At 63.3% G+C, this 22,159-nt stretch carries 22 protein-coding genes; 10 read left to right on the plus strand and 12 right to left on the minus strand.

The annotated features are described in order from the left end of the window. Both C1H69_RS08625 and C1H69_RS08630 read left to right on the plus strand, forming a co-directional pair. Positions 1-876 (plus strand): SDR family oxidoreductase (locus tag C1H69_RS08625; protein WP_205738440.1); only part of this gene is annotated, 876 nt, incomplete at its 5' end. A gap of 14 nt (positions 877-890) precedes the next feature. Continuing rightward, positions 891-1,652 (plus strand): SDR family NAD(P)-dependent oxidoreductase, encoded by a 762-nt coding sequence (locus C1H69_RS08630; protein ID WP_102653002.1) that lies wholly within the window; start codon positions 891-893, stop codon positions 1,650-1,652. A 533-nt stretch (positions 1,653-2,185) separates the two neighbouring features. Here C1H69_RS08630 and C1H69_RS08640 read toward each other — a convergent pair. Further along, positions 2,186-3,127 carry a LysR family transcriptional regulator gene (locus C1H69_RS08640; RefSeq protein WP_102653004.1) on the minus strand — a complete coding sequence of 314 codons (942 nt, stop codon included), beginning with the start codon at positions 3,125-3,127 and terminating at the stop codon, positions 2,186-2,188. 86 nt (positions 3,128-3,213) lie between these two features. On the opposite strand from C1H69_RS08640, the gene C1H69_RS08645 reads away from it, so the two are divergent. Further along, on the plus strand, positions 3,214-4,131 hold the full coding sequence (locus tag C1H69_RS08645; protein ID WP_102653005.1) for a DMT family transporter: 918 nt from the start codon (positions 3,214-3,216) through the stop codon (positions 4,129-4,131). A gap of 124 nt (positions 4,132-4,255) precedes the next feature. On the opposite strand, the gene C1H69_RS08650 is transcribed toward C1H69_RS08645, so the two are convergent. The 5 genes from C1H69_RS08650 to thiS all read right to left on the minus strand — a co-directional run bounded on the left by C1H69_RS08650 (position 4,256) and on the right by thiS (position 10,183). Beyond that, positions 4,256-6,919, minus strand: a complete 2,664-nt coding sequence (locus C1H69_RS08650; protein ID WP_165789445.1) for an EAL domain-containing protein — start codon at positions 6,917-6,919, stop codon at positions 4,256-4,258. A 185-nt stretch (positions 6,920-7,104) separates the two neighbouring features. Continuing rightward, the gene (locus C1H69_RS08655; RefSeq protein ID WP_102653007.1) at positions 7,105-8,361 is read right to left on the minus strand and encodes an RNA polymerase factor sigma-54; all 1,257 of its coding nucleotides are present in this window, start codon (positions 8,359-8,361) and stop codon (positions 7,105-7,107) included. After that, complete coding sequence (gene trmB, locus C1H69_RS08660) at positions 8,358-9,104, minus strand: tRNA (guanosine(46)-N7)-methyltransferase TrmB (RefSeq protein WP_102653008.1); 747 nt, start codon at positions 9,102-9,104, stop codon at positions 8,358-8,360. The genes C1H69_RS08655 and trmB overlap by 4 nt, the downstream gene beginning before the upstream one ends. Positions 9,105-9,134: 30 nt before the next feature. Then, positions 9,135-9,932, minus strand: a complete 798-nt coding sequence (locus C1H69_RS08665) for a thiazole synthase (RefSeq protein ID WP_102653009.1) — start codon at positions 9,930-9,932, stop codon at positions 9,135-9,137. Between the two features lie 50 nt (positions 9,933-9,982). Then, the gene (thiS, locus tag C1H69_RS08670; protein WP_102653010.1) at positions 9,983-10,183 is read right to left on the minus strand and encodes a sulfur carrier protein ThiS; all 201 of its coding nucleotides are present in this window, start codon (positions 10,181-10,183) and stop codon (positions 9,983-9,985) included. Between the two features lie 106 nt (positions 10,184-10,289). On the opposite strand from thiS, the gene C1H69_RS08675 reads away from it, so the two are divergent. Further along, entirely contained in the window at positions 10,290-10,667 is a 378-nt protein-coding gene (locus tag C1H69_RS08675) for a DUF423 domain-containing protein (RefSeq protein WP_102653011.1), read from the plus strand. Here C1H69_RS08675 and C1H69_RS08680 read toward each other — a convergent pair. Further along, positions 10,664-11,077 carry a PaaI family thioesterase gene (locus C1H69_RS08680; protein ID WP_102653012.1) on the minus strand — a complete coding sequence of 138 codons (414 nt, stop codon included), beginning with the start codon at positions 11,075-11,077 and terminating at the stop codon, positions 10,664-10,666. The two genes, C1H69_RS08675 and C1H69_RS08680, sit on opposite strands and share 4 nt — an antisense overlap. A gap of 172 nt (positions 11,078-11,249) precedes the next feature. Continuing rightward, positions 11,250-13,424: a malate synthase G gene (locus tag C1H69_RS08685; RefSeq protein ID WP_102653013.1), complete on the minus strand. Its 2,175-nt coding sequence runs from the start codon at positions 13,422-13,424 to the stop codon at positions 11,250-11,252. Positions 13,425-13,790: 366 nt separating this feature from the next. Between C1H69_RS08685 and C1H69_RS08690 the strand changes: the two genes are divergently transcribed. Both C1H69_RS08690 and C1H69_RS08695 read left to right on the plus strand, forming a co-directional pair. After that, on the plus strand, positions 13,791-14,774 hold the full coding sequence (locus tag C1H69_RS08690) for an alpha/beta hydrolase (protein ID WP_102653097.1): 984 nt from the start codon (positions 13,791-13,793) through the stop codon (positions 14,772-14,774). Continuing rightward, entirely contained in the window at positions 14,768-15,250 is a 483-nt protein-coding gene (locus tag C1H69_RS08695) for a hypothetical protein (protein ID WP_102653014.1), read from the plus strand. Before C1H69_RS08690 ends, C1H69_RS08695 begins: the two co-directional genes overlap by 7 nt. A gap of 4 nt (positions 15,251-15,254) precedes the next feature. Here C1H69_RS08695 and C1H69_RS08700 read toward each other — a convergent pair whose 3' ends face one another. After that, positions 15,255-16,760: a YifB family Mg chelatase-like AAA ATPase gene (locus C1H69_RS08700; RefSeq protein ID WP_102653015.1), complete on the minus strand. Its 1,506-nt coding sequence runs from the start codon at positions 16,758-16,760 to the stop codon at positions 15,255-15,257. Positions 16,761-16,835: 75 nt separating this feature from the next. Next, complete coding sequence (locus C1H69_RS08705; RefSeq protein WP_102653016.1) at positions 16,836-17,168, minus strand: accessory factor UbiK family protein; 333 nt, start codon at positions 17,166-17,168, stop codon at positions 16,836-16,838. A 290-nt stretch (positions 17,169-17,458) separates the two neighbouring features. Between C1H69_RS08705 and C1H69_RS08710 the strand changes: the two genes are divergently transcribed. The 3 genes from C1H69_RS08710 to glnK all read left to right on the plus strand — a co-directional run bounded on the left by C1H69_RS08710 (position 17,459) and on the right by glnK (position 19,583). Further along, entirely contained in the window at positions 17,459-17,797 is a 339-nt protein-coding gene (locus C1H69_RS08710) for a P-II family nitrogen regulator (RefSeq protein ID WP_102653017.1), read from the plus strand. Positions 17,798-17,836: 39 nt separating this feature from the next. Beyond that, complete coding sequence (locus tag C1H69_RS08715) at positions 17,837-19,087, plus strand: ammonium transporter (protein WP_102653018.1); 1,251 nt, start codon at positions 17,837-17,839, stop codon at positions 19,085-19,087. A 157-nt stretch (positions 19,088-19,244) separates the two neighbouring features. After that, positions 19,245-19,583: a P-II family nitrogen regulator gene (gene glnK / locus C1H69_RS08720; RefSeq protein ID WP_102653019.1), complete on the plus strand. Its 339-nt coding sequence runs from the start codon at positions 19,245-19,247 to the stop codon at positions 19,581-19,583. A 134-nt stretch (positions 19,584-19,717) separates the two neighbouring features. Here the strand turns inward: glnK and C1H69_RS08725 are convergent, their stop codons facing one another. Next, positions 19,718-20,494 (minus strand): ferredoxin--NADP reductase, encoded by a 777-nt coding sequence (locus C1H69_RS08725; protein WP_102653020.1) that lies wholly within the window; start codon positions 20,492-20,494, stop codon positions 19,718-19,720. A gap of 146 nt (positions 20,495-20,640) precedes the next feature. Here C1H69_RS08725 and C1H69_RS08730 point away from each other — a divergent pair, with 146 nt between their 5' ends. Beyond that, positions 20,641-21,567 (plus strand): LysR family transcriptional regulator, encoded by a 927-nt coding sequence (locus tag C1H69_RS08730; RefSeq protein ID WP_102653021.1) that lies wholly within the window; start codon positions 20,641-20,643, stop codon positions 21,565-21,567. A gap of 156 nt (positions 21,568-21,723) precedes the next feature. On the opposite strand, the gene C1H69_RS08735 is transcribed toward C1H69_RS08730, so the two are convergent. Then, positions 21,724-22,152, minus strand: coding sequence for a host attachment protein (locus C1H69_RS08735; RefSeq protein ID WP_102653022.1), 429 nt, complete (start codon positions 22,150-22,152; stop codon positions 21,724-21,726). Positions 22,153-22,159 lie beyond the last annotated feature (7 nt).

A 22,159-nucleotide genomic window follows, 5' to 3' on the forward strand; every position in this document is an offset into this window, starting at 1 on the left:
CGAAGCTCCCATGGAACCCCGGCCGGTACGGTCGGCAGGTTCCGCACTCAACCGACCTGGAAAAAAATGACCAAGACAATGCTGATTACCGGTGCCTCCAGCGGCATCGGCAAGGCAACCGCGAAGCTTTTCGCAGCGCGTGGCTGGAACGTCGTCGCCACGATGCGCACACCTGAAAAGGAAGTGGAACTGCGCGCGTTCGACAACGTCCTGGTGACCCAACTCGACCTGACCGACGCGGCGTCCATCCGCTCGGCCGTGGAAGCCGCCATCAGCCGCTTCGGCCGCGTCGACGCCTTGTTGAACAACGCCGGATACGCCGTCTGGGGGCCGCTTGAGGCCGTGTCGACGGACGCCATGCGCAAGCAGTACGAGACCAATGTCATCGGTGTCATGGAGACGATCAAGGCCCTGGTGGGCCATTTCCGCGCCAATCGTGCAGGTCTGATCCTCAACGTGTCGTCGATCGGCGGGATCCTTACCTTCCCCCTCGGAACGCTGTATCACGGCACCAAGTTCGCGATCGAAGGGCTTTCGGAAGCCCTGAGCTTCGAGATGCGCGAGATCGGCGTCACCGTCAAGATCATCGAGCCGGGCGACACGCTGACGGGCTTCAAGGTCGAGTTCGCCACGGACGATGCGATGCCCGAGTATCAGCCGGTGATCGAGAAATTCGCGCAAGGCTACAAGCCGATCAAGGCGGCGGGCTCCGAGCCCATCGTCATCGCCGAGGTCATTTTCAGGGCGGCGACCGATGGCACGGACCAGTTGCGCTATCCGGCGGGCGACGATTCGGTGGCCAAGGTTGCCAAGCGAAAAGCCGAGGATGAGGCGACTTTTCTCGCCGATATACGCCGCCAGTTCGCTATCAACTGAAATAGGAAGCCGCGATGAAGTCTCGATTCGAAAACAAGGTCGTGCTGATCACCGGTGCGGCCGGCGCCCTCGGCGAGGCGATGGCTCGCGTCTTCGCCGCCGAAGGCGCAAGCGTTGCGTTGGCCGCGCGCTCCCATCACCAGGAGAATGCCACCAGAGTGGCGGCCGAGATCGGCAACGACTCCCTGTTCGTGCCGCTCGATGTGGCGGACGAGGCGAGTTGGACCGACGCGGTCGCCCGCATCGAGGATCGCCTCGGCCCGATATCGGTGCTCGTTCTCAACGCGGCCCATGCGGCCAACGGCGGTGTCGAAAAGGTCGAGACCGCGCAGTGGCGGAAGTCGATCGAGACCAACCTGACCGGAAGCTTCCTCGGCATCCGCGCGGTCGCGCCTTCCATGCGCAGAGCCGGCGCCGGTTCGATCGTCATCGTCTCGTCCGTCGCCGCCCTCGACAAGGCGCCGGGTCTGGTCGCCTACGGGGCGAGCAAATGGGGCCTGAGGGGGCTGATGCGAACGGCGGCCTGGGAACTGGCGCGGGACAAGATCCGCGTGAACGCGCTGCATCCCGGGATCATCGAAACGCCGCTGGCCTACAATCCCGACACCGGCAAGCAGTGGGCGCCGACCGACAAGCTCGCCATTCCGCGAAATGCCGAGTCCGCGGAGGTCGCCAGGTACGTGCTGTTCATGGCGTCCGACGATGCCGCCTACACCACCGGCGCGGAATGGCTGGCTGACGGCGGCTTCATGCTCGGTCCTGTGGAGCCGTCATAGCGGCCATTGACAGCAACACCTGTATGGATGTCGTACTCGTGGCTCGCGTGGAGATGCCTGGCAGTGCCACCCGCGCGCTTGGGGCACATGGGTCGCCGGGAGGCTGGGCATGTATGAGAAGTCGCTGAAATCACTTCCGGAATGGCCACGACCCGGCACGGGGTGCGGGGTGCAGTCTCTCCATCTGGCGGCACTGAACTCCGGCATAACAAAAAAGATTCGCATTTGCGTTGACAAGGTAAATGAGAATGATTACATTGAGGATGTGGCGTTGATGAGGCGCCACGCCATAAGAGGAATCGCCAGTTTTCTCGTTATGGTTTCTCCCTCTCATTGCTAGTCACGGTCTTGCCGCGCCCTCCCAGAGGGCGCTTTTTTTTGGTTCATCGCACTTTGTCGGGAAACGCGGCACGGATCTTCAGGAAAAAGTACGCCAGTCGCGACGCGGAGCGGCGCCCCCACAGGGAGGCAGGAACAAACCGCTGTCGGAGGCAGCGTCAACTCGCGACTGCGGTGGTTTCCCAGGCCGGCGATCATCGCCACGACGGCGGCCTGCGGCTTTCAGGTCCTGATGATCCGCCAGTCCGCCAAGGTCCTCGCTGGCTGAGGCGCTCACGCAAGAGATTGGCCAGGGCATCCACCGCGGGCTGCGATGCGGCGTCGATATGGCGAGCGAAATGCAGCCTCGCTTCACAACGCTTCAGCGGTGGCAAGCCGTCTTCCGGCCCGAGTTCACGCATGGCCGTGGTTAGCCTCTCACGGTCGAGCACACTGATCGCCAAGCCCATTTCCACCGCCTTTTCCACGGCATGAATGCTGGTACTGGTGAATACCGCATGCCAGGACTTGCCGATCGCTTCCAGTGACTCGATCGCCAGCGCGCGATAGGGGCAGTCGACTTCATGGAGAGCCAGGGGCAAGCGTGGCCTGGTGCCAAGGCCTCCCACTCGCGGCCCGGCCCACACGGGCGTGGTAAGCCACAGGGTTTCTCCACCCGGCAGCGAGTGCGGACGATCCAACACCACTCCCAGCGTCAGCTGGGAGCGGCTCAACTGACGCGCCAGCTCACCACTGGTTGCGGTCACGACCTCGAGCAGAACGTCGGGATGATAGGCCATGAACTCTGGCAGCACACTGCCCAGCAACTCGCGTGCGTAGTCTTCCGGCAACCCCAGGCGCACCTTGCCGCCCAGCCCACGGCCGGTGAAGCGGGACAGCATGCCGTCGTGCAGGCGCAGTAGCTCGCGAGACTCCTGCAGCAAGGCCTCGCCTATTGCCGTCGGCGTCACGCCACGAGAGCCCCTCTCCAGTAGTCGTGAGCCCAGTGTCTCTTCCAGGCGCTTGATCTGCATGCTGATGGCGCTGACGGTGCGATGACGCTGTTGCGCCGCCGCCGCCAAGGAGCCGAGTTGGGCGGCAGCCTGAAAGCTACGCAACAACTCGAGGTCCAGCGCTGCGACAGGGACTTCAGGCATGTTGAAACCTATATGCAGGATTAGTCGATTTATTGAAGTCTACTTTTCTCTCATGCTCTGGGCTAGTTCATTGCAGGGGAGAAAAGATGCGCCCGTCATGGCTGTCATTTCTGGTCGCCTTCGGCTTCGTGGTGTGCTGGAGCTCGGGGTTCGTCGGCGGAAGGCTGGCGACCGAGGCCGAGACACCGGTGCTGGCACTGTTCGCCTGGCGCTTCCTGCTGGCCAGCCTGTTGGTCGGCCTGTGGTGGCGGTGGCGCTGGAGCGGTCCGCTGGCGCACCGCGATGTCCTGCGTGAAATGGCGGTAGGCAGCCTGACCATGGGAGGCTATCTGCTGGGGGTGATCCTGGCGATAGAGCAGGGAGTCAGCACCGGAGTCACCGCGTTGATCACCGCGCTGCAGCCGCTACTGGCGGCGGCGCTCGCCGGACGCTGGCTTGGCGAGCGCCTCGCCCCCCGAGGCTGGGTGGGCATGATGGTCGCCATGCTGGGCGTGGTGGTGTATGTGGTCGATGATATCGAACACGGCGGCAGTGCTCCCCTCTGGGCCTACGTTTTGCCATTGGGCTCGGTAGTAGCGGTGACGCTGGGCAGCCTGCTATCCGTGCGCTGGGCAACGACGATGCCACTGTCGGCAACCTTGGCGACGCAGCTCCTCGCCGCTACCGGGATTTTTACGCTGGCCGCCTTGATCGACGGCAGGGGAGCCCTCCCGTTTCCCAACGGCCCGCTCAGCATCACCGCGATAGGCTGGCTGGTCGTCCTGTCGAGTCTTGGCGGCTATGGATTCTTCGTCGCCAGCCTGCGGCGGTTCGGGGTGACACCGACCTCGGCCCTGGTTTACCTGACGCCCGCCGTGACCCTGCTGTGGGCGGCGGCCATGTTCGGTGAGCGTCCGAGCATCCAGGGCATCGTCGGCATGGGCATTGCCATCGCCGGAGCGGGCCTGGCTATGCGCGGCGCGCTATGCTCAGATCCCATACCGTTGTGCAAGGGCCACTGCTGATCGATCCATCAGGTGGCACTGGAAGTGCCTGCATGATTCCTGCAGCGTGACCTGCCGGCACAAGAACCGCCTGTGAAGCAAAAGACCGAGTCTTCTCCTCCTTGCCCCTTTCATCCGCGCAGTATCATGGGCGAGATAACAAACCAGAAGCCCCATCCCACCTTGTCCCAGCCTCGATATAGGAACCAATGAAAGACAAGGTTTCGCTCCTGGCCATGGGCCGGGCGAAGAGATAGCCCTGGATTTCGTCGCAGCGATGCTCCCGCATGAAAGCGAGTTGGGCATCGGTTTCGATACCCTCGGCGACGATCTTCAGCCCCATGTTGTGAGCCAGGCCGATGGTGGCGGCAACGATGGAGGTGTCGTCGGCGTTGCCCGGCACCCCGGAGACAAAGGACTTGTCGATCTTGAGCACCTGTACCGGAAAGCGCTTGAGGTGGTTGAGACTGGAAAACCCGGTGCCGAAATCGTCGATGACCAGCGATACGCCAAGGGCATTGATCTGACACATGGTCAGGATGGCCTGATCCACCTGGTGCATGATCATGCTCTCGGTGATTTCTATTTCCAGCCGGGCGGGTGCAAGTCCGGTCTGTTGCAGAATGCCGGCCAGCCGCTCCGCCAGGTCCGACTGCCAGAACTGCCGGGCGGAGAGATTGACGGCGATCTTGATCGGATGGCCCAGGGTGGCTTCCAGTTGGCGACTAAACAGGCAGGCTTGGCGGATCACCCATTCGCCTAGCGGCACGATCAGGCCGGTCTCCTCCGCCACGGAGATGAAGCGGTCCGGCGCGATCAACCCGTGCTCGGGATGTTGCCATCTGACCAGCGCCTCCAGGGCGGTGATGTGCCCGCTTTGCAGGTCGAGCTGAGGCTGGTAGTGGAGCACGAACTGCTGCCGTTCAAGCGCCACATACATTTCCTCCTGGATCTGCAGGCGCTCACGGGCCTTGCGGTTCAGATCCTTGGTATAGAACTGGGCGTTGTTGCGGCCCTTGGCCTTGGCCCGGTACATGGCCGCATCGGCGTTGCGCAGCAGTGCCTGGGTATCCTCGCCATCGCGGGGATACAGGGCGATGCCGATGCTGCAGGTCACGTGCAGGGTCTGGTCATCCACGAAATACGGCCGATGCAACGCCGCTAGAATTTTCTCCGCGATGGCGGTTACCGTATCCTCGCGGACCTCTTGCAACAGGACGACGAATTCGTCGCCGCCCAGGCGGGCAACAGTATCCACCCGGCGCACGCTGCCGCGGAGGCGAGTGGCAACGGCTTGCAACAGCCGGTCGCCGGTGGCGTGCCCGAGGCTGTCGTTGATGTGCTTGAAGAGATCGAGGTCGATAAACAGCACCGAGAGTGTCTCCCGGTGGCGTTCGGCCGCGCTGATGGCCTGTTGTAGACGATCCAGGCACAGCGCCCGGTTGGGCAGATTGGTCAGCGAGTCATAAAAGGCGAGATGCTGGATTTTGTCATCGGCGCGCTTGCGGTCAGTGATGTCGAGCACCGTACCGACAGCCCGCAGCGGGACACCGTCGGCATCGACTTCCAGTTCGGCCCGCACATTGACCCAGCGGGTTTCCCCGCCAGGGACGATGCGGTAGTCGACGTTGTATGGGGTACCGTCCTCCAGTGTTTTCCGCCAGGCATCGGTGACCATGGACAGGTCTTCCGAATGGACGGGAACGGCGCCGCAGGAAGGCGCCTGACTCGTGGTGACACCGAAGATGCGGTAGGTTTCGGCGGACCAGCTCAGGTGATTCTCCGCCAGGTCCCAGGACCAGCTACCAATGCCGGCCACGGCCTGCGCCCGGATCAACATGGCCTGGCTCTCCCGTAGCGCCCGCTCCTGACGCTCCCACTCCGTCAGGTCCTTGATGATCACCAGAAGCCCCGCTTCTTCTCCTTCTCCTTCTCCTTCGCCTTCTTCTCCTTCTTCATGAACGATGCCAGTCAGTGTGACCGAGACCGGTTTCCCCCCGGTATCACCGGGCTTGCCCAGGCGGTAGATCAGATCCTGATGCACGCTGTGATCCAAGGCGGTTGCCTTGGCGAGATCGATGAAGCTGTCGGGGGGCGCAAATTCCTGTTCTAGACGAACGACGCTCAGAAGAGGCTGGCCGTGAACCTGCTCCGGGTCGAGATCCAACTGGCGCAGAAACGCCCGGTTGGCGGATAGAATCGTGAGATCGGTGGAAAGCACCACCAGGCCATCGGGGATATGGGCGAACACCAGCTCCGTGTATCTCTTCAGGGCGAGAATGGTCTGCTTGCTGGCGTGGTTGTATGTGTCGATGGCCAGGCTCATATCGAACAGGACGATCTTGATGAGCGACTGCAGTGTGGCAATGAGCTCGCCGTGGCCCCCCTCGAGCCGCTGGTGAATCGTCGGCAGCAACCCCACCAGATAGTGAGCGTAGGCGCCGAGGTACCAGGTGGGATCGAGGCCGATACGCTGGTGGACGATGCCCACCTTGAGCCGGTGGTGAACGTAGCGCTCGCCGTAGTCACCGGCGGTCAGCGTGTCGAAATAGGCGGTCTGACTGGCCTGCAGCCGCTGCAGGGTGGCGGTGTCGGGGATGAGGGAGCGGGTTTCCTCGAACTGCAGCAGATGCTCGTAGAAGTCCTCGGCAAAGGGGTGGTCCAGTTCCTCGAGAGCACGATGGAGCCGTTTCAGTCGCTCGATGTCATCACGGCCAAACTGCAGGAACGCCTTGCGGTTGGAGATAGAGGCCTCGTCCAGCCCGAGTGAGTGGACGAGGCTGCTCACAAGCCCCTGCACCGACTTCATACCGTGCACCCAGGACAGCCAAGGGTATGAGACGAGCTTGCTTGCTTGCTTGCTTGCTTGCTTGCGCAATTTATTCTCCACTCTCACGCGCATTGGAGGCCAGCCGCCAGTCGTGGGGTACTCTCACTGGCTATCAAAAGGGCGCGGGTTTAGACTGACCAGTCCTATCTCTCCTATCTCTCACTTTACGGACTCATCCGGTTGCACTGGGGCGGCGAGCCGAAAATTCTACAAAAAAGCTGATACAGGTCACGTTCCGCCTGCCGCCAATTCTGATCGACCAGGTTGTAGCGCACCCGCGCGTACCCTTTTGTGATGTACCGGTACAGCACGTGATTTCCACTCCTGCCGCTGTGATGATCACTCAGGCGCTTGCGCAGATTACCCGCTGAACCGATGTACACGATATTGGATATCGGCAATGGCTGGATGTTCTTTAGGGTTTCCTGCTGTAGGGGGTTTTTCTGTCGTGTGTCTTTCGCATCCATCGTCAGCGAGTGGGACGGCACCCGTATTTCGTAAACGCCAGGGCAAGTGGGCACGAAGGTCTTCAGGGCCTGGCGGTTGAGGACGACCGGGTTGGAAAAGGTTTCGGTAGCGGAAAGGTACCCTCGCCCCCCGTGGCGGTGGCGGTAATCGGGAATGGCCAACTCATGCCGTATGTCGGTAACGGTTCTGCGCAGCAGGGGCACGCCGTGGCGCCGCAGATGATTGGCGATGGCCTGGTCCGTGAGGGGCTTCTCCAGAGTGCCGTGCGCCATCCACTGCCGCTCCCGCCGGATGACATGCTCGACCAGGTGGGCATAAACCTGCCGGGGGCGGGGCATCAGGCTGGCCAACTGCACGGGAGCACCCTGCGACAGCACGATGGGCAGGTCCCGGGCCAGACGGGAAATACGGCTGGTATCGACCACCATGTCCAGGCTGCCTTGGGCCTGTAGGTGACTCGCGCACTGGGTCTGCGTCAGTGGCCGCAACAGGGTGCCGTCGCCGCTACCCAGGTAGGCCGCCTGCTCGTGCAGGATGAGCCTCACCAGAGCCAGGGTCAGCCGGTTTCTGGTGTTGATCAGGCGCAACTTGGGCAGCAGGGCCCGGATATGACCTTCTTGCCGGGCGAGCAAAGGAAGCTCTTCCAGGGCGTCGCCAACGACGAACCGGTACTCACACGCATAGTGACGTTTCAGAAAGTGCAGCTCAAATCCGTCCCCACCGCTTCTGACCACGCCAAGACTGCCGGCGACGTTCCCCGGCGGGGCATTGGCAAGAACCGCGCCGTCGAGCAGCCGGGGAAGCAGTTGGGATGCCAGAGCCTGATACTCGCGGGACTGTTCGACCCGAACGACGAAGCGACGAAAGGCGGACAGAGGCATTTCGAGGATACGCGCCAACGAGATCTTGCCCAGCAGAGCTGGTTCGAGATGCCTGGTGGTCGGGGTGCTCAATCGGCACGCCGATAGATCAAATCCCACACCCCATGCCCGAGCCGCTCGCCCCGGGCCTCGAACTTGGTCAGCGGACGAAAGTCCGGGCGCGGCACATAGGGTGCCGTTTCGCTGGTGGCAGTGTTGACGTAGCCCGGCGCCGCATCCATCACCTCGGCCATCCACTCGGCATAGGCCGCCCAGTCGGTGGCCATGTGCAGCTTGCCGCCGAGCTTGAGCCGCGTGCGAATCAATTCGACGAAGGCGGGCTGGACGATGCGCCGTTTGTGGTGCTTCTTCTTCGGCCACGGATCGGGGAAGAAAAGCTGCAACGTATCGAGGCTGCCTTCCGGCAGGCACTGCTCGAGCACCGCCAGGGCATCCTCGCGGTAGATTCGGATGTTGGTCAGGCGACGCTTGTCGGCCTCGTCGAGCAGCTTGCCTACCCCCGGGGCATGGACTTCGATGCCGATGAAGTCGGTTTCGGGGTAGCTCTCGGCCTGCTCGATCAGTGAGGCACCCATGCCGAAGCCGATCTCGACCACCCTGGGCGCCTGGCGCCCGAAGAGCGCATCGAGATCCTGGCGCCCCTCCGCCAGCGTGAGCCCCAGCCGTGGCCAGATCTCCTCCAGCCCCCGGGTCTGGGCCTGGGTCATGCGCCCGGCACGCAGCACATAGCTCTTGATGCCGCGACGATGCAGGGGTGCGTCCGGCCCGTCCGGGCCGGTTGTCGAGGAGGCGTTGTCGTGGGGCTGGTCGTTCATGGGATCGGTCAGGGGCTCTCTGGCGTTGGTTCAGCCGTTGATACGGCCGGCGAAGGGAGAAGACGGGGCGGCGCTTTGTCGGCGTGGCATGCGTCCAGCCAGGAAGGCTTCGCGGCCGGCCTCGACGGCCTTCTTCATGGCGCTGGCCATCAGCACCGGCTGACGGGCATGGGCAATGGCCGAGTTCATCAGTACGCCGTCGCAGCCCAGTTCCATGGCCATGGCGGCATCCGACGCCGTGCCGATCCCCGCATCCACCAGCACCGGCACGCTGGACTGCTCGATGATCAGGCGAACGTTGTGGGGATTCTGGATGCCGTGGCCGGAGCCGATCAATGAGCCCAGCGGCATGATGGCACAACAGCCCATCTGCTCCAGCTCGCGGGCGACGATGGGATCGTCGCTGGTGTATACCATGACGTCGAAACCGTCCCCGAGCAGCGCTTCGGCCGCCTTGAGGGTCTCGACCACGTTGGGGTACAGGGTGTGGTCGTCACCCAACACTTCGAGCTTGACCAGCTTGTGGCCGTCGAGCAGTTCCCGGGCCAGCTTGCAGGTGCGCACCGCGTCCTTGGCCGTATAGCAGCCGGCGGTGTTCGGCAGCAGGGTGAAACGCTCGGGCGGCACGATATCGAGCAGGTTGGGCTCACTGGCCTCCTGGCCCAGGTTGGTGCGACGCACGGCAAAGGTGACCACCTCGGCGCCGGAGACCGCGATGGCTTCGGCGGTCTCGTCGAAATCCTTGTACTTGCCGGTGCCGACCAGCAACCGCGAGCCGAAGACGTGGCCGGCGATCCGCAGCGGCTGGTCCTGAATGAAGTCTGTCATCGAGTGTGCCTTTGTCTTGAGTCTGGAAAAGTATTGCTCACCGTTCCGGTTCATCCGCCGCCGATGGCATGGACGATCTCGATCCGGTCGCCCTGGCTCAGGCGTGTCGCCTCGTGCTCGCTTCTCGGCACGATCTCTTCATTGAGCTCGACGGCTATCCGTCGCCCGGTCAAACCAAGGGTATCGATCAGCTGCGCCACCGTGAGGTCTGCGGTGAGGTCACGTGCCTCTCCGTTGAGCTGGATCTGCATGGCGTCCTCTCCATTGACGAGTGTCGCGGGCCAACATTGTAGCCGGTTCCCGCTCCCCGGGGTACGGTGGGCAACGATGCAACCCGCAAGACGAGGAGAGATATCGATGCAGGACCGACTCTGGTGGAGCGTAACGGCACTGTCGGGCGCGCTGGTTGTGATGGCGGGCGCGTTCGGCGCCCATGCCCTGGAAGGCCAGTTGGCCCCGCGGCTGGTTGCCGCCTTCGAGACGGGGGTGCGCTATCAGGCCTGGCACACCCTGGCGATGCTGGGCGTTCTGGCCTGGCGCGCCTCACACCCTTACCGCGGTCAGGGCCTGGTACTGGGGCTTTGGACAGCAGGAATCGCGCTGTTCTCCGGCTCCCTTTATGCCATGGCACTATCCGGCGTGCGCGGGCTGGGCATGATCACGCCGATCGGTGGCGTGCTGATGATCGGTGGCTGGCTGGCACTGGCGGCCTGCGTCCTGCGCAGCCGGCCCTAGTCGTTGTCGGGCAGCACGTAAGTGGCCGTCACCAGTGCCACCGGCGCTTCGTCACCGGCGGAAAACAGCTGCACCTCGCCCACCGCCAGGCGTCGGCCCAGCTTGAGGAGGCGCGCGTTGGCGATGACGTCACGGTCCCCCCGGGGCCGGCGCAGGAAGCGGCAGTGGAGGTCACTGGTCACGGCCATGGGCTCCGGACCGATCTGCGCCAGGATCGCCACGTAGAGGCAGACATCGGCCAGCCCCATCAAGGTGGGGCCCGACACGCTCGCCCCGGGCCGCAGGTGCTCGTCCTCGATGGCCAGGCTCATGGTGGCCCGCATGTGATCGACACCCTCGATGGTCCCGGCGCGCTGGGGAAAGACCTCGTCGAGAAAGTCTTCGATGGCGGCGGCGGTCATCACGGTCATGGCATGGCTCCCTGCGGAAAAATAATGATGGTGCGACCGGATCAAGATAGTCGAGGCGGCCCGGCCCGCACAGTATCCGAACGTCGCCGGCTTCAACGAAAACGCCCCCACGGTCGAAACCACGAGGGCGTAACGTAACGCCTTGCGTGCGGCGCTATCAGACGACGGCGGCCTACTTCGCCTTGTGCACGGCGCGCCAGTGGTGCAGCAGCGGCTCGGTGTAGCCGGAGGGCTGGACGCGCCCCTTGAAGATCAGGTCGGAAGCGGCCTTGAAGGCTGTCGAGCCGGAAAAGTCGTCGCTCATGGGTACATAGGACGGGTCCCCGGCGTTCTGGCTATCGACCACCTTCGCCATGCGTTCCAGCGTTTCCTGAACTCGCTCGGCGTCGACCACGCCATGGTGCAGCCAGTTGGCGATGTGCTGGCTGGAAATGCGCAGGGTGGCACGGTCTTCCATCAGGCCTACGTCGTGAATATCCGGCACCTTGGAGCAACCCACGCCATGCTCGACCCAGCGCACCACATATCCGAGGATGCCCTGGCAGTTGTTGTCGAGCTCCTGCTGGATCTCCTGGTCGGACCAGTTGGCCTCGGCGGCCACCGGCACGGTGAGCAGGTCATCCAGCAGATCGGACTCGCCCTGGGCCTCCAGCTCACGCTGGATGCCGGTCACGTCCACTTGATGGTAGTGCAGTGCGTGCAGGGTAGCGGCCGTGGGAGACGGCACCCAAGCGGTGTTGGCACCCGCCTTGGGGTGGACGATCTTCTGCTCGAGCATGGCGGCCATCAGGTCCGGCATGGCCCACATGCCCTTGCCGATCTGGGCACGGCCGCGCAGGCCGCAGGCCAGGCCGACCTGGACGTTGTTGCGTTCGTAGGCACTGATCCAGGCGGCGCTTTTCATGTCGCCCTTGCGGATCATCGGGCCCGCCTCCATGGCGGTGTGCATCTCGTCGCCGGTGCGATCGAGGAAGCCAGTGTTGATGAACACCACGCGAGAGGTGGCCTCGGCGATACATGCCTTGAGGTTGACCGTGGTGCGACGCTCCTCGTCCATGATCCCCATCTTCAGGGTGTCACGGGCCATGCCCAGCAGGTCTTCCACGCGACCGAACAGCTCGCTGGAGAACGCCACTTCCTTCGGGCCATGCATCTTCGGCTTGACGATGTAGACGGAGCCCGTGCGTGAATTGCGCGCCTCGCCGGCACCCTTCTTGAGGTCGTGCAGTGCGAGCAGGCCGGTGACGATGCCATCGAGGATGCCTTCCGGCAGTTCGTTGCCATCGGCATCGAGCACCGCCGGCGTGGTCATCAAGTGACCGACGCTACGCACGAACATCAGCGAGCGCCCCGGCAGGGTCAGCTTGCCGCCATCCGGCGTGGTGTAGTCGCGATCGGCGTGGAGACGACGGGTAATGGTCTTGCCGCCTTTCTCGACCTGCTCTTCCAGGTCGCCCTTCATCAAGCCCAGCCAGTTGCCATAGACGCCGACCTTGTCCTCGGCGTCCACCGCCGCCACGGAGTCCTCGCAGTCCATGATCGTGGTCAGGGCCGCTTCCACGAGCAGATCCTTGACTCCCGCCGGATCGGTCTTGCCGATGGGGTGGGAGGGGTCGATCTGGATTTCCAGGTGAAGTCCGTGATTGACCAGCAGGATCGCCTCGGGCTTGGCGGCATCGCCCCGGTAGCCGACCAGCTTGCCGGGATCCTTGAGCCCGGTCTCACGGCCGCCGTCCAGGGTCACCACCAGGTGGCCATCGCGAAGCACGTACTTCACGGCGTCACGGTGGGAGCCTGTTGCGAGCGGAAGGGCACGATCCAGCACGCCGCGGGCATAGGCAATGACCTTCTCGCCACGCTTGGGATTGAAGCTCGCGCCCTTTTCGGCACCATCCTCTTCGGAAATGGCATCGGTGCCATACAGCGCATCGTAGAGGCTGCCCCAGCGAGCGTTGGCGGCATTCAGCGCATAGCGGGCATTGCTCACCGGCACCACCAATTGCGGGCCGGCCTGAATGGCGACTTCATTATCGACGTTGGCGGTAGTGACCTTCACCTGGGAGGGGACATCCACCAGGTAACCGATTTCCTTCAGGAAGCCACGGTAAGCGGCCATATCACGCACCGTACCGGGATTCTCGCGATGCCAGACGTCCAGCTGTTCTTGCAGATTCTCGCGTTCGGCGAGTAGTTCACGATTCTTTGCTGTCAGATCATGAAAGATGGCGTCGACACCGGCCCAGAAGGTCTCGGCATCGATGCCGGTGTCCGGCAGAGCCTGCTCGGAAATGAAGCGATCCAGCTCGGCGGCCACCTGCAGGCGGTGGTGAGTGACGCGTTCTGACATGGGTATCTCCTCGTGCATGGCGGCGGAACACTACGATCCGCCGCCGCAATCCGTGGGGGTGAAACCACTGCTATGGCGCCAATTTTGTGGAAAACTGTTCCATATGTAAACCCAAGGAGGGATCTACCGTACTAGACATAGGGTTAAGTGTCAGCTTTTCACTGCGCCGAGCCTGGCTATCAACCTATGCGCTTCGGGTCCATGCCGCCATCGGCAATGTGCTCGGGAGCCATATGGAAGACCTTATGATCGGCAGACTCGAAAGTCTCGCCGGGTCATGTGTAAACTGCCCTCAAGCGCCATGGCGACTGGTGGCCGTGAATGATGGTTCACGGAGCGAGCCTGCCTTACCTGTCGGAGGATGCGATGACCGACTTCAGTCCCCTGCAGGCCCTGGGGCCGATAGCCCCTTTCAGCTCGGATGCCAGTGAGCCGCTGGCCGGCTATCTCGATTATTATGGGCTGTCGCCATTGCTGACCGAGCATGTTGGCCTCTACGTGGGCTACCTGGAGACGAAACGCTATCAGCTCTGGACCCAGGTATGGAGCCCGCCCGAGGCAATCGGCACTGCCTTCGTCGTTCACGGTTACTTCGATCACCTGGGGCTCTATCGCCACCTGCTGGAGCGGCTGCTTGAGCGAGGCTGGCGCGTGGTGCTCTGGGATCTGCCCGGACACGGTCTTTCCAGCGGTCGCCGTGCCTGCATCGATGACTTCGCCCACTATGGCGAGTGCCTGCGTGCGCTGCAGGATCAGTTGGGCGCCCGGGGGCTGGCCCCTCGTCCCTGGCTCGGCATCGGCCAGAGTACCGGCGCTGCCATCCTCGCCACGGACGCGCTCAGCCGCCCCGACGACGGCCGCTGGTCGGGACTGGCCCTCCTGGCTCCGCTGGTACGCCCTACCGGGTGGCCTCAGGCGAGCTGGCTGCATCTTCTGGTCGGCCCCTTCGTTCGCACCCTGCCTCGGCGGTTTCGAGAAAACTCCACCGATACCGAGTTCGCCGCCTTCCTGCGCGAACACGATCCGCTACAGTCCGAACATCTGTCGATCAACTGGGTCAGTGCCATGCGGCGCTGGATGCCGCAGCTGCTGGCCATGCCACCGAGTGAACTGCCAACGCTGATCCTGCAGGGCGAGCAGGACCTCACCGTGGATTGGGAGTGGAACCTGGCGGTGCTGGAGCGCAAGTTCCCCAACGCCCGCATCCACCGTCACCCTGAGGCCCGTCACCACCTCGTCAATGAGGCCGAGCCCATTCGACATATCCTCTTCGCCGCCCTGGACGACTTCATTGCCGACCTGGAACCCCGGTCAGTCCCCGAACCCACCGAGTCGTCCCCACGATGCTGAGACATGCCCTTATCCTGCTGATGGCGCTGTTGCTCCTGGCCGGCTGTGCCGCCCGGCCCCCCGAGCCCGATCCCATTCGGCGAGCCCTGCAGAACCTGAGCGACCGTGCCACCGACCGGATGATGCAGGTCGACGAGCTGCAGCCACCGGGCGACCAGGTACTTCTTCTCGTCTCTCCCGAGGTCGAACGCAGCCTGGAGATCGAACCCGAACGCTTCCTGGAGACCCTGACCCGAGCCCTGTTGAGTGTCTCGCCCGGCCCCCAGGTACTGGATTGGCGTCCGGCCATGGCCGGCGATGGGAGTGCCCACCAGTGGCGCCTGGAGACCCGGCTGGAGGCCACGGCTCCCCGGCTGCGGCTTTCCGATCGCGACCTGTTGCCCTATCGGCTGACTCTGACGCTTTACCGCCCGGACAACAATGGCGCCCTGTGGCAGACCGAAATCGAGGGCGCCTTCGATGCCACCGCGCTGTAACCCGTCAGCCCTGGCGGAGCTGCCGGTCCAGCTGTCGATAGCCGATGGCCTCCATCAGCTCATTGCGCTCCGGCTGCGGCTTGCCGGCCAGGTCGGCAAGGGTCAGCGCCACGCGCAGTACACGATGGTAGGCCCGAGCGGAAAGTCGCAGCCGCTCGAGAACACCAGCCAACCAGGCACGGTCCTTCGTCGTTAACGCGCAGGCCGCCTCCAGTTCACGACTTCCCAGGTGAGCATTCAGCGCTCCCCGGGCATATTGGCGCTGGCGTGCCGACATCACTCGCTCCCGCACGTCCGCCGAACTCTCGCCCGTCTCGCGGGAAGTCAGCTGTTCCGGCGACAGCGCCGGCACTTCCACCTGCAGGTCGATTCGATCGAGCAGCGGCCCGGAAAGGCGCGTCTGGTAGCGCTGGATCTGAGCCGCCGTGCACTGGCATGCCTGACGGGGGTCGCCCAGATGGCCACAGGGGCACGGATTCATGGCGGCAACGAGCTGGAAGCGCGCGGGAAAACGCCGCTCGTGATTGGCCCGCGCAATATGAATCTTTCCCGACTCCATGGGCTCACGCATCACCTCGAGTACGTGGCGGCTGAATTCGGGCAGCTCATCGAGGAACAATACACCCTGGTGGGCAAGCGAGATTTCCCCGGGTCGCGGCCACGAACCGCCACCGACGAGGGCTACCGCGCTGGCGGTGTGGTGGGGTGCGCGAAAGGGGCGGCGCCCCCACTGCTCGGAAAGCGGCAGCCCGCACACCGAGCGAATAGCGGCCACTTCCAGGGCTTCATCCTCGGTAAGCGGCGGCAGGATACCCGGCAGGCGACTGGCCAGCATGGTCTTGCCGGTACCTGGCGGCCCCGCGAAAAGCAGGTTGTGGGCTCCTGCAGCCGCGATCTCGAGAGCCCGTCGCGCCTGGTGCTGCCCCCGCACCTCGGCAAGGTCGCCCTCGATGGCCAGTGCAGCAGGTGGTGCTTCGAGCCGATGCGCGGCGATTGGCGTTCGCCCCTGCAGGTGGGCCACCACGTCCAGCAGATGGTCGGCCGGCAGAACCTGGAGATCGCCGGCAAGCGCCGCCTCGTCGGCATTCTCCCGCGGCACGATCAGCTTGCGTCCGGCACGCCGGGCGGCCAGGGCCAGAGGCAGGACGCCGGTAATGGGCCTGAGCCGGCCATCCAGCGCCAGTTCGCCAACGCTTTCGATACCGTCGAGTACCTCGCCCATGAGCTGGCCCGATGCCACCAGGATGCCCAGGGCGATGGGCAGGTCGAAACGCCCGCCGACCTTCGGCAGGTCGGCGGGCGCCAGATTGAGCACGATGCGGCGGGTATTGGGGAAGTCAAAGCCGGCATTGACCAGGGCGCTGCGCACCCGCTCACGGCTCTCCTTGACGGCGGCCTCCGGCAGGCCGACCAGCGTCATGCCCGGCAACCCGTTGGCCAGGTGGACCTCGACCTGTACCTCGGGCGCTTCAAGCCCCAACCCGGCCCGTGTGGCAACGATTGCCAGCATCGTGCGACCCCTCGCGGTCAATATGCGTAGAGGTCATAGATTAGCACTACTGCATAAGAACCGCCGGTAGGTCGGTCAACGCCCGGCGTTTCCCTCATCGGCGTCTTCCTCGGGCTTGCTGTCCATCGAGTCGGTGGCTGGGGCTGGCTGCCCAGCCTCACTGCGTGTTGCCACCGCCTCTTCCAGTGCCGCGACCTGCTGCTCCAGTGTCTCTACGCGGATACGGGTACGCTGCAGGACTTCCATGAGAATGTCGAAATCCTCCCGCGACACCAGCTCCAGTCGATCGAAGGCGCCACGCACCACCTGCTGTACGCCTTTCTGGAACTCCTCGGGTGCGTGGCTGGCTCCCTGCAGGCGCTCACCCAGCTGTTGCGCCAGTCGGCTGATATGGTCAGGTCTCACCATGGTGCTCTCTCCTTGCATGAATATCGTTGCCTAATAGGATACGCAAGGCTTGGCAGCCACGCATTCCCCTTGAACGCCCCGCAATGACGCGCCTGCACCACCACCAGGCACCAGCCTGGTGCATCTCTGTTCTCTAACACTTGCCTTCGTGCCGCTGCGAAACCCCTTTTTTCTCTTAATTACCTGAATTAACAATACATCCATTCCAGGTGGCACGTGTCTCGCTTTACAGGATTAACCCACTCATTAGACGGCCCGGGCCGTCTTGCCATCCAGCCGGGAGATTCGAGATGAAGCTCATCACCGCCATCATCAAGCCATTCAAACTCGACGACGTCCGCGAGGCATTGGCCGACAACGGCGTCCAGGGCATCACCGTCACCGAGGTGAAGGGCTTCGGTCGTCAGAAGGGGCATACCGAGCTCTATCGGGGTGCAGAGTACGTGGTCGATTTCCTGCCCAAGGTAAAGGTAGAGGTCGCCGTGGACGACGCACGCCTGGAGAGCGTCCTGGAAGCCATCTGCGGGGCCGCCAACAGTGGCAAGATCGGCGATGGCAAGGTCTTTGTCACCCCGCTTGAAGATGTCATCCGTATCCGTACCGGAGAGCGCGGCCCTGATGCCGTGTGATAACCATTTGTTGTTTTCAAGGGCCCTGGAGAGACTCAAATGATTGAATTGGCAGAGCTGAGTTATGCGCTCGATACCTTCTATTTCCTGATCTGCGGCATTCTGGTGATGTGGATGGCCGCCGGCTTCTCGATGCTCGAGGCTGGTCTCGTCCGCTCCAAGAACACCGCCGAGATCCTGACCAAGAACATTGCCTTGTTCGCCATTGCCTGCACCATGTACCTGCTGTTGGGTTACACCATCATGTATTCCGGCAGCGCGGGCGGCTTCCTGCCAAACCTGGGCTTCCTGATCGGCGGCGAGAACAGCGTGGATGCCGTCACCGCTGGTGGCGACGACGCCCCCTACTATTCGATGCGCGCCGACTTCTTCTTCCAGGTGGTGTTCGTGGCAACCGCCATGTCAATCATCTCCGGCGCCGTGGCCGAGCGCATGAAGCTATGGGCCTTTCTCGCCTTTGCCGTGGTGATGACCGGTGTCATCTATCCGGTGTCGGGCTACTGGACCTGGGGTGAAGGCTGGCTGGACGCGATGGGCTTCTCCGACTTTGCCGGCTCAGGCATCGTGCACATGGCTGGTGCCTCCGCCGCCCTGGCCGGGGTGCTGGTTCTCGGACCCCGCAAGGGCAAGTACGGCAAGGACGGCAGCATCCATGCCATTCCCGGCGCCAACCTGCCGCTGGCCACCCTGGGTACCTTCATCCTGTGGATGGGCTGGTTCGGCTTCAACGGCGGCTCCGAGCTGAAGCTCTCCGACGTGGCCTCCGCCAACAACGTGGCCCAGGTGCTGGTCAATACCAATGCCGCCGCCGCCGGTGGCGTGCTCACCGCCCTGATCCTCGCCAAGGTGTGGTTCCGCAAGGCCGACCTGACCATGGCCCTCAACGGCGCCCTGGCCGGCCTGGTGGCAATTACCGCCGAACCGCTGGCTCCCACGGCGCTGGGCGCCACCCTGATCGGTGCCGTGGGCGGCGCCATCGTGGTCGCCTCCATCGTCGGCCTGGACAAGTTGAAGATCGATGATCCGGTCGGCGCCATCTCCGTCCACGGCGTGGTCGGTATCTGGGGTCTGCTGGCTGTGCCGCTCACCAATGCCGATGCGGCCTTCGGCACCCAGATCATCGGCGGCCTGGCCATCTTCGCCTGGGTCTTCGCCGCCAGCCTGGTCGTGTGGCTGATTCTCAAGGCAGTGATGGGTATCCGGGTCAGCGAGGAAGAGGAATACGAAGGCGTCGACCTCGCCGAATGCGGCCTGGAGGCCTACCCCGAGTTCAGCGTCGCCAACAAGTGACGACGCATACCGAGTGAGCTGGCGTGCTCCACCTGGCCCCCTTCGGGGGGTCTTTTTTTATTCCTACCCTTCGCGGTGTATGCTTGAGTCAACGGGACCTACACGATGACGGGGCTCCACCCCCGCGAGCCCATTCAGGATACTGAGGATAAAGCCAATGAAACTGGTGACCGCCATCATCAAGCCATTCAAGCTCGACGACGTTCGCGAGTCGCTCTCCGACATCGGCGTCCAGGGCATTACCGTGACCGAAGTGAAAGGCTTCGGCCGTCAGAAGGGCCATACCGAGCTCTATCGGGGCGCCGAGTATGTGGTCGACTTCCTGCCCAAGGTAAAGGTGGAAATCGCCGTGGATGACGACATGTCCGAGAAGGTCATCGATGCCATCACCCAGGTAGCCAATACCGGAAAGATCGGCGATGGCAAGATTTTCATCACACCGCTGGAGCAGGTCGTGCGTATCCGTACCGGCGAGACCGGCAAGGACGCGGTCTGACCCACCATCACCCAGGAGGCGCTCATGGCTTCAGGCTGTCGGCCGGAGCGTGATCGAGCAAGAAGCCCTGCCGTTGGCAGGGCTTCTTGCATTGGGCCACGTGGCTCGTCCCGCCGCTCGACGACTCCACGGCCTCATTTTTCGACAAAGGCACGCTCGATCACATAGTCGCCGGGTTCGCCCATGCGTGGCGAGATGTTGAAACCCATGTCGTCGAGCAGGGCGCTGGTTTCGTCGAGCATGGCCGGGCTGCCGCAGATCATGGCGCGATCCTGCTTGGGGTCCAACTGGGGCAGACCGGTATCCTCGGCCAGCTTGCCGCTGCGGATATGGTCGGTCAGGCGGCCCATGGTACGAAACGTTTCCCGGGTCACGGTGGGGTAGTAGACCAGCTTCTCGCGGATCTCGTCGCCCAGGTACTCATGAGCCGGCAGCTCCTTCTGGATGAAGTCGGCATAGGCGAGCTCGCTGACGCTGCGCACGCCGTGCACCAGCACGATCTTCTCGTAGCGCTCGTAGGCTTCCGGGTCCTGTATCAGGCTTATGAACGGTGCCAGGCCGGTTCCGGTCGAGAGCAGGTAGAGATTGCGCCCCGGCAGCAGGTCGTCGGTCACCAGGGTGCCGGTAGGCTTGCGGCTAACCATGATCTGGTCACCCACTTTCAGGTGTTGCAGCCGTGAGGTGAGCGGACCGTCGGGAACCTTGATACTGAAGAACTCGAGATGATCCTCGTAGTTGGGGCTGGCGATGGAGTAGGCGCGCATCAGCGGCTTGCCATTCACTTCCAGGCCGATCATCACGAACTGACCATTCTTGAAACGCAGGCTGCGCTCACGGGTGGTGCGGAAACTGAACAGAGTGTCGTTCCAGTGATGGACGCTGAGGACCTCTTCCAGGGCAAACTTGCTCACGACCGGCTCCTTGATATTCCATTGGCGAATAACGTCGCCGCTTTAGCTGTGACGGTAATTCTAAGCGCTCGCCATATATCTGTTAAATGGGTAGTTTGTATAAAGCATATCTATAATGTGAATATACTGCCATCCGGAGCCACGTCATGCGCTACACCCTGCGCCAACTGGAAGTGTTCGTCGCCGTCGCCCAGCACGAGAGCGTTTCCCATGCCGCTCGCGTGCTGGCGCTGTCGCAATCGGCGGCCAGCAACGCTCTCGCGGAGCTGGAACGACAGTTCGACTGCCAATTGCTCGACCGAATCGGCAAGCGCCTGAAGCTCAACGCCCTGGGTTTCCAGCTCCTGCCCAAGGCAGTGGCCCTGCTCGATCGGGCCGAGGAGATCGAGGAACTGCTGCGCGGCCAACGCGGTGTCGGCTCGCTGGACGTGGGGGCAACGCTGACGATTGGCAACTACCTGGCCACCCTATTGATCAGCGATTTCATGCAGCGGCATCCCGACAGCCGGGTACGGCTGCAGGTACGCAATACCAGTGCCATTATCGAGCGTATCGTTCACCACGAACTTGACCTGGGTCTGATAGAGGGCGATTGCCAGCATGAGGACGTGGTGGTGCAACCCTGGGTGGAAGACGAACTGGCGGTGTTCTGTTCCCCGCGCCATCCCCTGGCCCAGGCCGACGAGGTGGACATGGAACGGCTGCTACGCGCCGATTGGATCATGCGTGAGCAGGGCTCCGGCACGCGGCTGACGCTGGAGCATGCCACCCGGCACCGGCGCGGCCGCTTCAATATTCTGCTGGAGCTCGAGCATACCGAGGGAATCAAGCGGGCGGTGGAGTCAGGGCTCGGCATCGGCTGTGTCTCGAAGCTGGCGCTGCGCGATGCCTTTCGCCGCGGCAGCCTGGTTCCGGTCCCGACGCCGGAACTGGACCTGAGTCGACAGTTTGCCTTCATCTGGCACCGACACAAGTACCTGTCCACCGGTATGCGTGAGTTCCTGCGACTGTGCCGGCAGATGACCGAAGGGATCCAGCGCAGCGATGAGATCGATCTCCCACCGATACCCTGAGCGGCTCGGCGACCGCAACCGTGGGGCTTCCCATCGCCCCCTCCCACCCAGGTCGGCATGGGGTGTGCGGCCGCAGGCATCGGGCCCCAGCATTGAAAGCATCCCGCGGCCCCATCAGGGCGCTGGTATTGGCAGGGGCCGACTCTTGAGGCGTGATCAGCGCATGTCGCTAACCGCTTCCTGGATATCGATCAGGCTGGCCTTGGTGAGGTCCTTGGCCAGAGAGTGGATGATGAGCTTGCTGGAGGGCCCGTCCAGCTTGTCGCGCAACAGGCCAAGGAAACGCGGGGGTGCCACCAGGATCAGTTTCTCCATGGTGTTGTCGACCCGCGCCTTGTAGACCCGTTCGGCAACCTGCTTGGCGAAGATATTGGCCTCATGATCCGTGGCCACGCTATCACCACTGGTGGAACGTGAGGTGGTGGACATCGAATCGTGCACCTCGGCGCTTCGACCGGTTACCAGATCACCCTCGTGCAGTCGTCCTTCAGGGTGCACCAGACTCTCCTTCTCCTGCAGCTTGAGGGCGTCGCGCGTGAACACGCGTGCCCGTGCTGCATCGGCCACCACGATATACGTTGTCATAGCCTCT

Origin of the sequence: Billgrantia endophytica (genome assembly GCF_002879615.1) — a bacterium.
In the GTDB taxonomy this organism is placed as follows: domain Bacteria; phylum Pseudomonadota; class Gammaproteobacteria; order Pseudomonadales; family Halomonadaceae; genus Halomonas; species Halomonas endophytica.

Coding starts and splice junctions, on each gene's coding strand:
- C1H69_RS08645 (WP_102653005.1), top strand. CDS start 3,214: ATGCGCCCGTCATGGCTGTCATTTCTGGTCGCCTTCGGCTTCGTGGTG.
- glnK (WP_102653019.1), top strand. CDS start 19,245: ATGAAACTGGTGACCGCCATCATCAAGCCATTCAAGCTCGACGACGTT.
- C1H69_RS08650 (WP_165789445.1), bottom strand. CDS start 6,919: ATGAAGTCGGTGCAGGGGCTTGTGAGCAGCCTCGTCCACTCACTCGGG.
- C1H69_RS08715 (WP_102653018.1), top strand. CDS start 17,837: ATGATTGAATTGGCAGAGCTGAGTTATGCGCTCGATACCTTCTATTTC.
- C1H69_RS08640 (WP_102653004.1), bottom strand. CDS start 3,127: ATGCCTGAAGTCCCTGTCGCAGCGCTGGACCTCGAGTTGTTGCGTAGC.
- C1H69_RS08710 (WP_102653017.1), top strand. CDS start 17,459: ATGAAGCTCATCACCGCCATCATCAAGCCATTCAAACTCGACGACGTC.
- C1H69_RS08705 (WP_102653016.1), bottom strand. CDS start 17,168: ATGGTGAGACCTGACCATATCAGCCGACTGGCGCAACAGCTGGGTGAG.
- C1H69_RS08700 (WP_102653015.1), bottom strand. CDS start 16,760: ATGCTGGCAATCGTTGCCACACGGGCCGGGTTGGGGCTTGAAGCGCCC.
- C1H69_RS08730 (WP_102653021.1), top strand. CDS start 20,641: ATGCGCTACACCCTGCGCCAACTGGAAGTGTTCGTCGCCGTCGCCCAG.
- C1H69_RS08665 (WP_102653009.1), bottom strand. CDS start 9,932: ATGACAGACTTCATTCAGGACCAGCCGCTGCGGATCGCCGGCCACGTC.
- thiS (WP_102653010.1), bottom strand. CDS start 10,183: ATGCAGATCCAGCTCAACGGAGAGGCACGTGACCTCACCGCAGACCTC.
- C1H69_RS08695 (WP_102653014.1), top strand. CDS start 14,768: ATGCTGAGACATGCCCTTATCCTGCTGATGGCGCTGTTGCTCCTGGCC.
- C1H69_RS08735 (WP_102653022.1), bottom strand. CDS start 22,152: ATGACAACGTATATCGTGGTGGCCGATGCAGCACGGGCACGCGTGTTC.
- C1H69_RS08630 (WP_102653002.1), top strand. CDS start 891: ATGAAGTCTCGATTCGAAAACAAGGTCGTGCTGATCACCGGTGCGGCC.
- C1H69_RS08680 (WP_102653012.1), bottom strand. CDS start 11,077: ATGACCGTGATGACCGCCGCCGCCATCGAAGACTTTCTCGACGAGGTC.
- C1H69_RS08690 (WP_102653097.1), top strand. CDS start 13,791: ATGACCGACTTCAGTCCCCTGCAGGCCCTGGGGCCGATAGCCCCTTTC.
- C1H69_RS08685 (WP_102653013.1), bottom strand. CDS start 13,424: ATGTCAGAACGCGTCACTCACCACCGCCTGCAGGTGGCCGCCGAGCTG.
- trmB (WP_102653008.1), bottom strand. CDS start 9,104: ATGAACGACCAGCCCCACGACAACGCCTCCTCGACAACCGGCCCGGAC.
- C1H69_RS08675 (WP_102653011.1), top strand. CDS start 10,290: ATGCAGGACCGACTCTGGTGGAGCGTAACGGCACTGTCGGGCGCGCTG.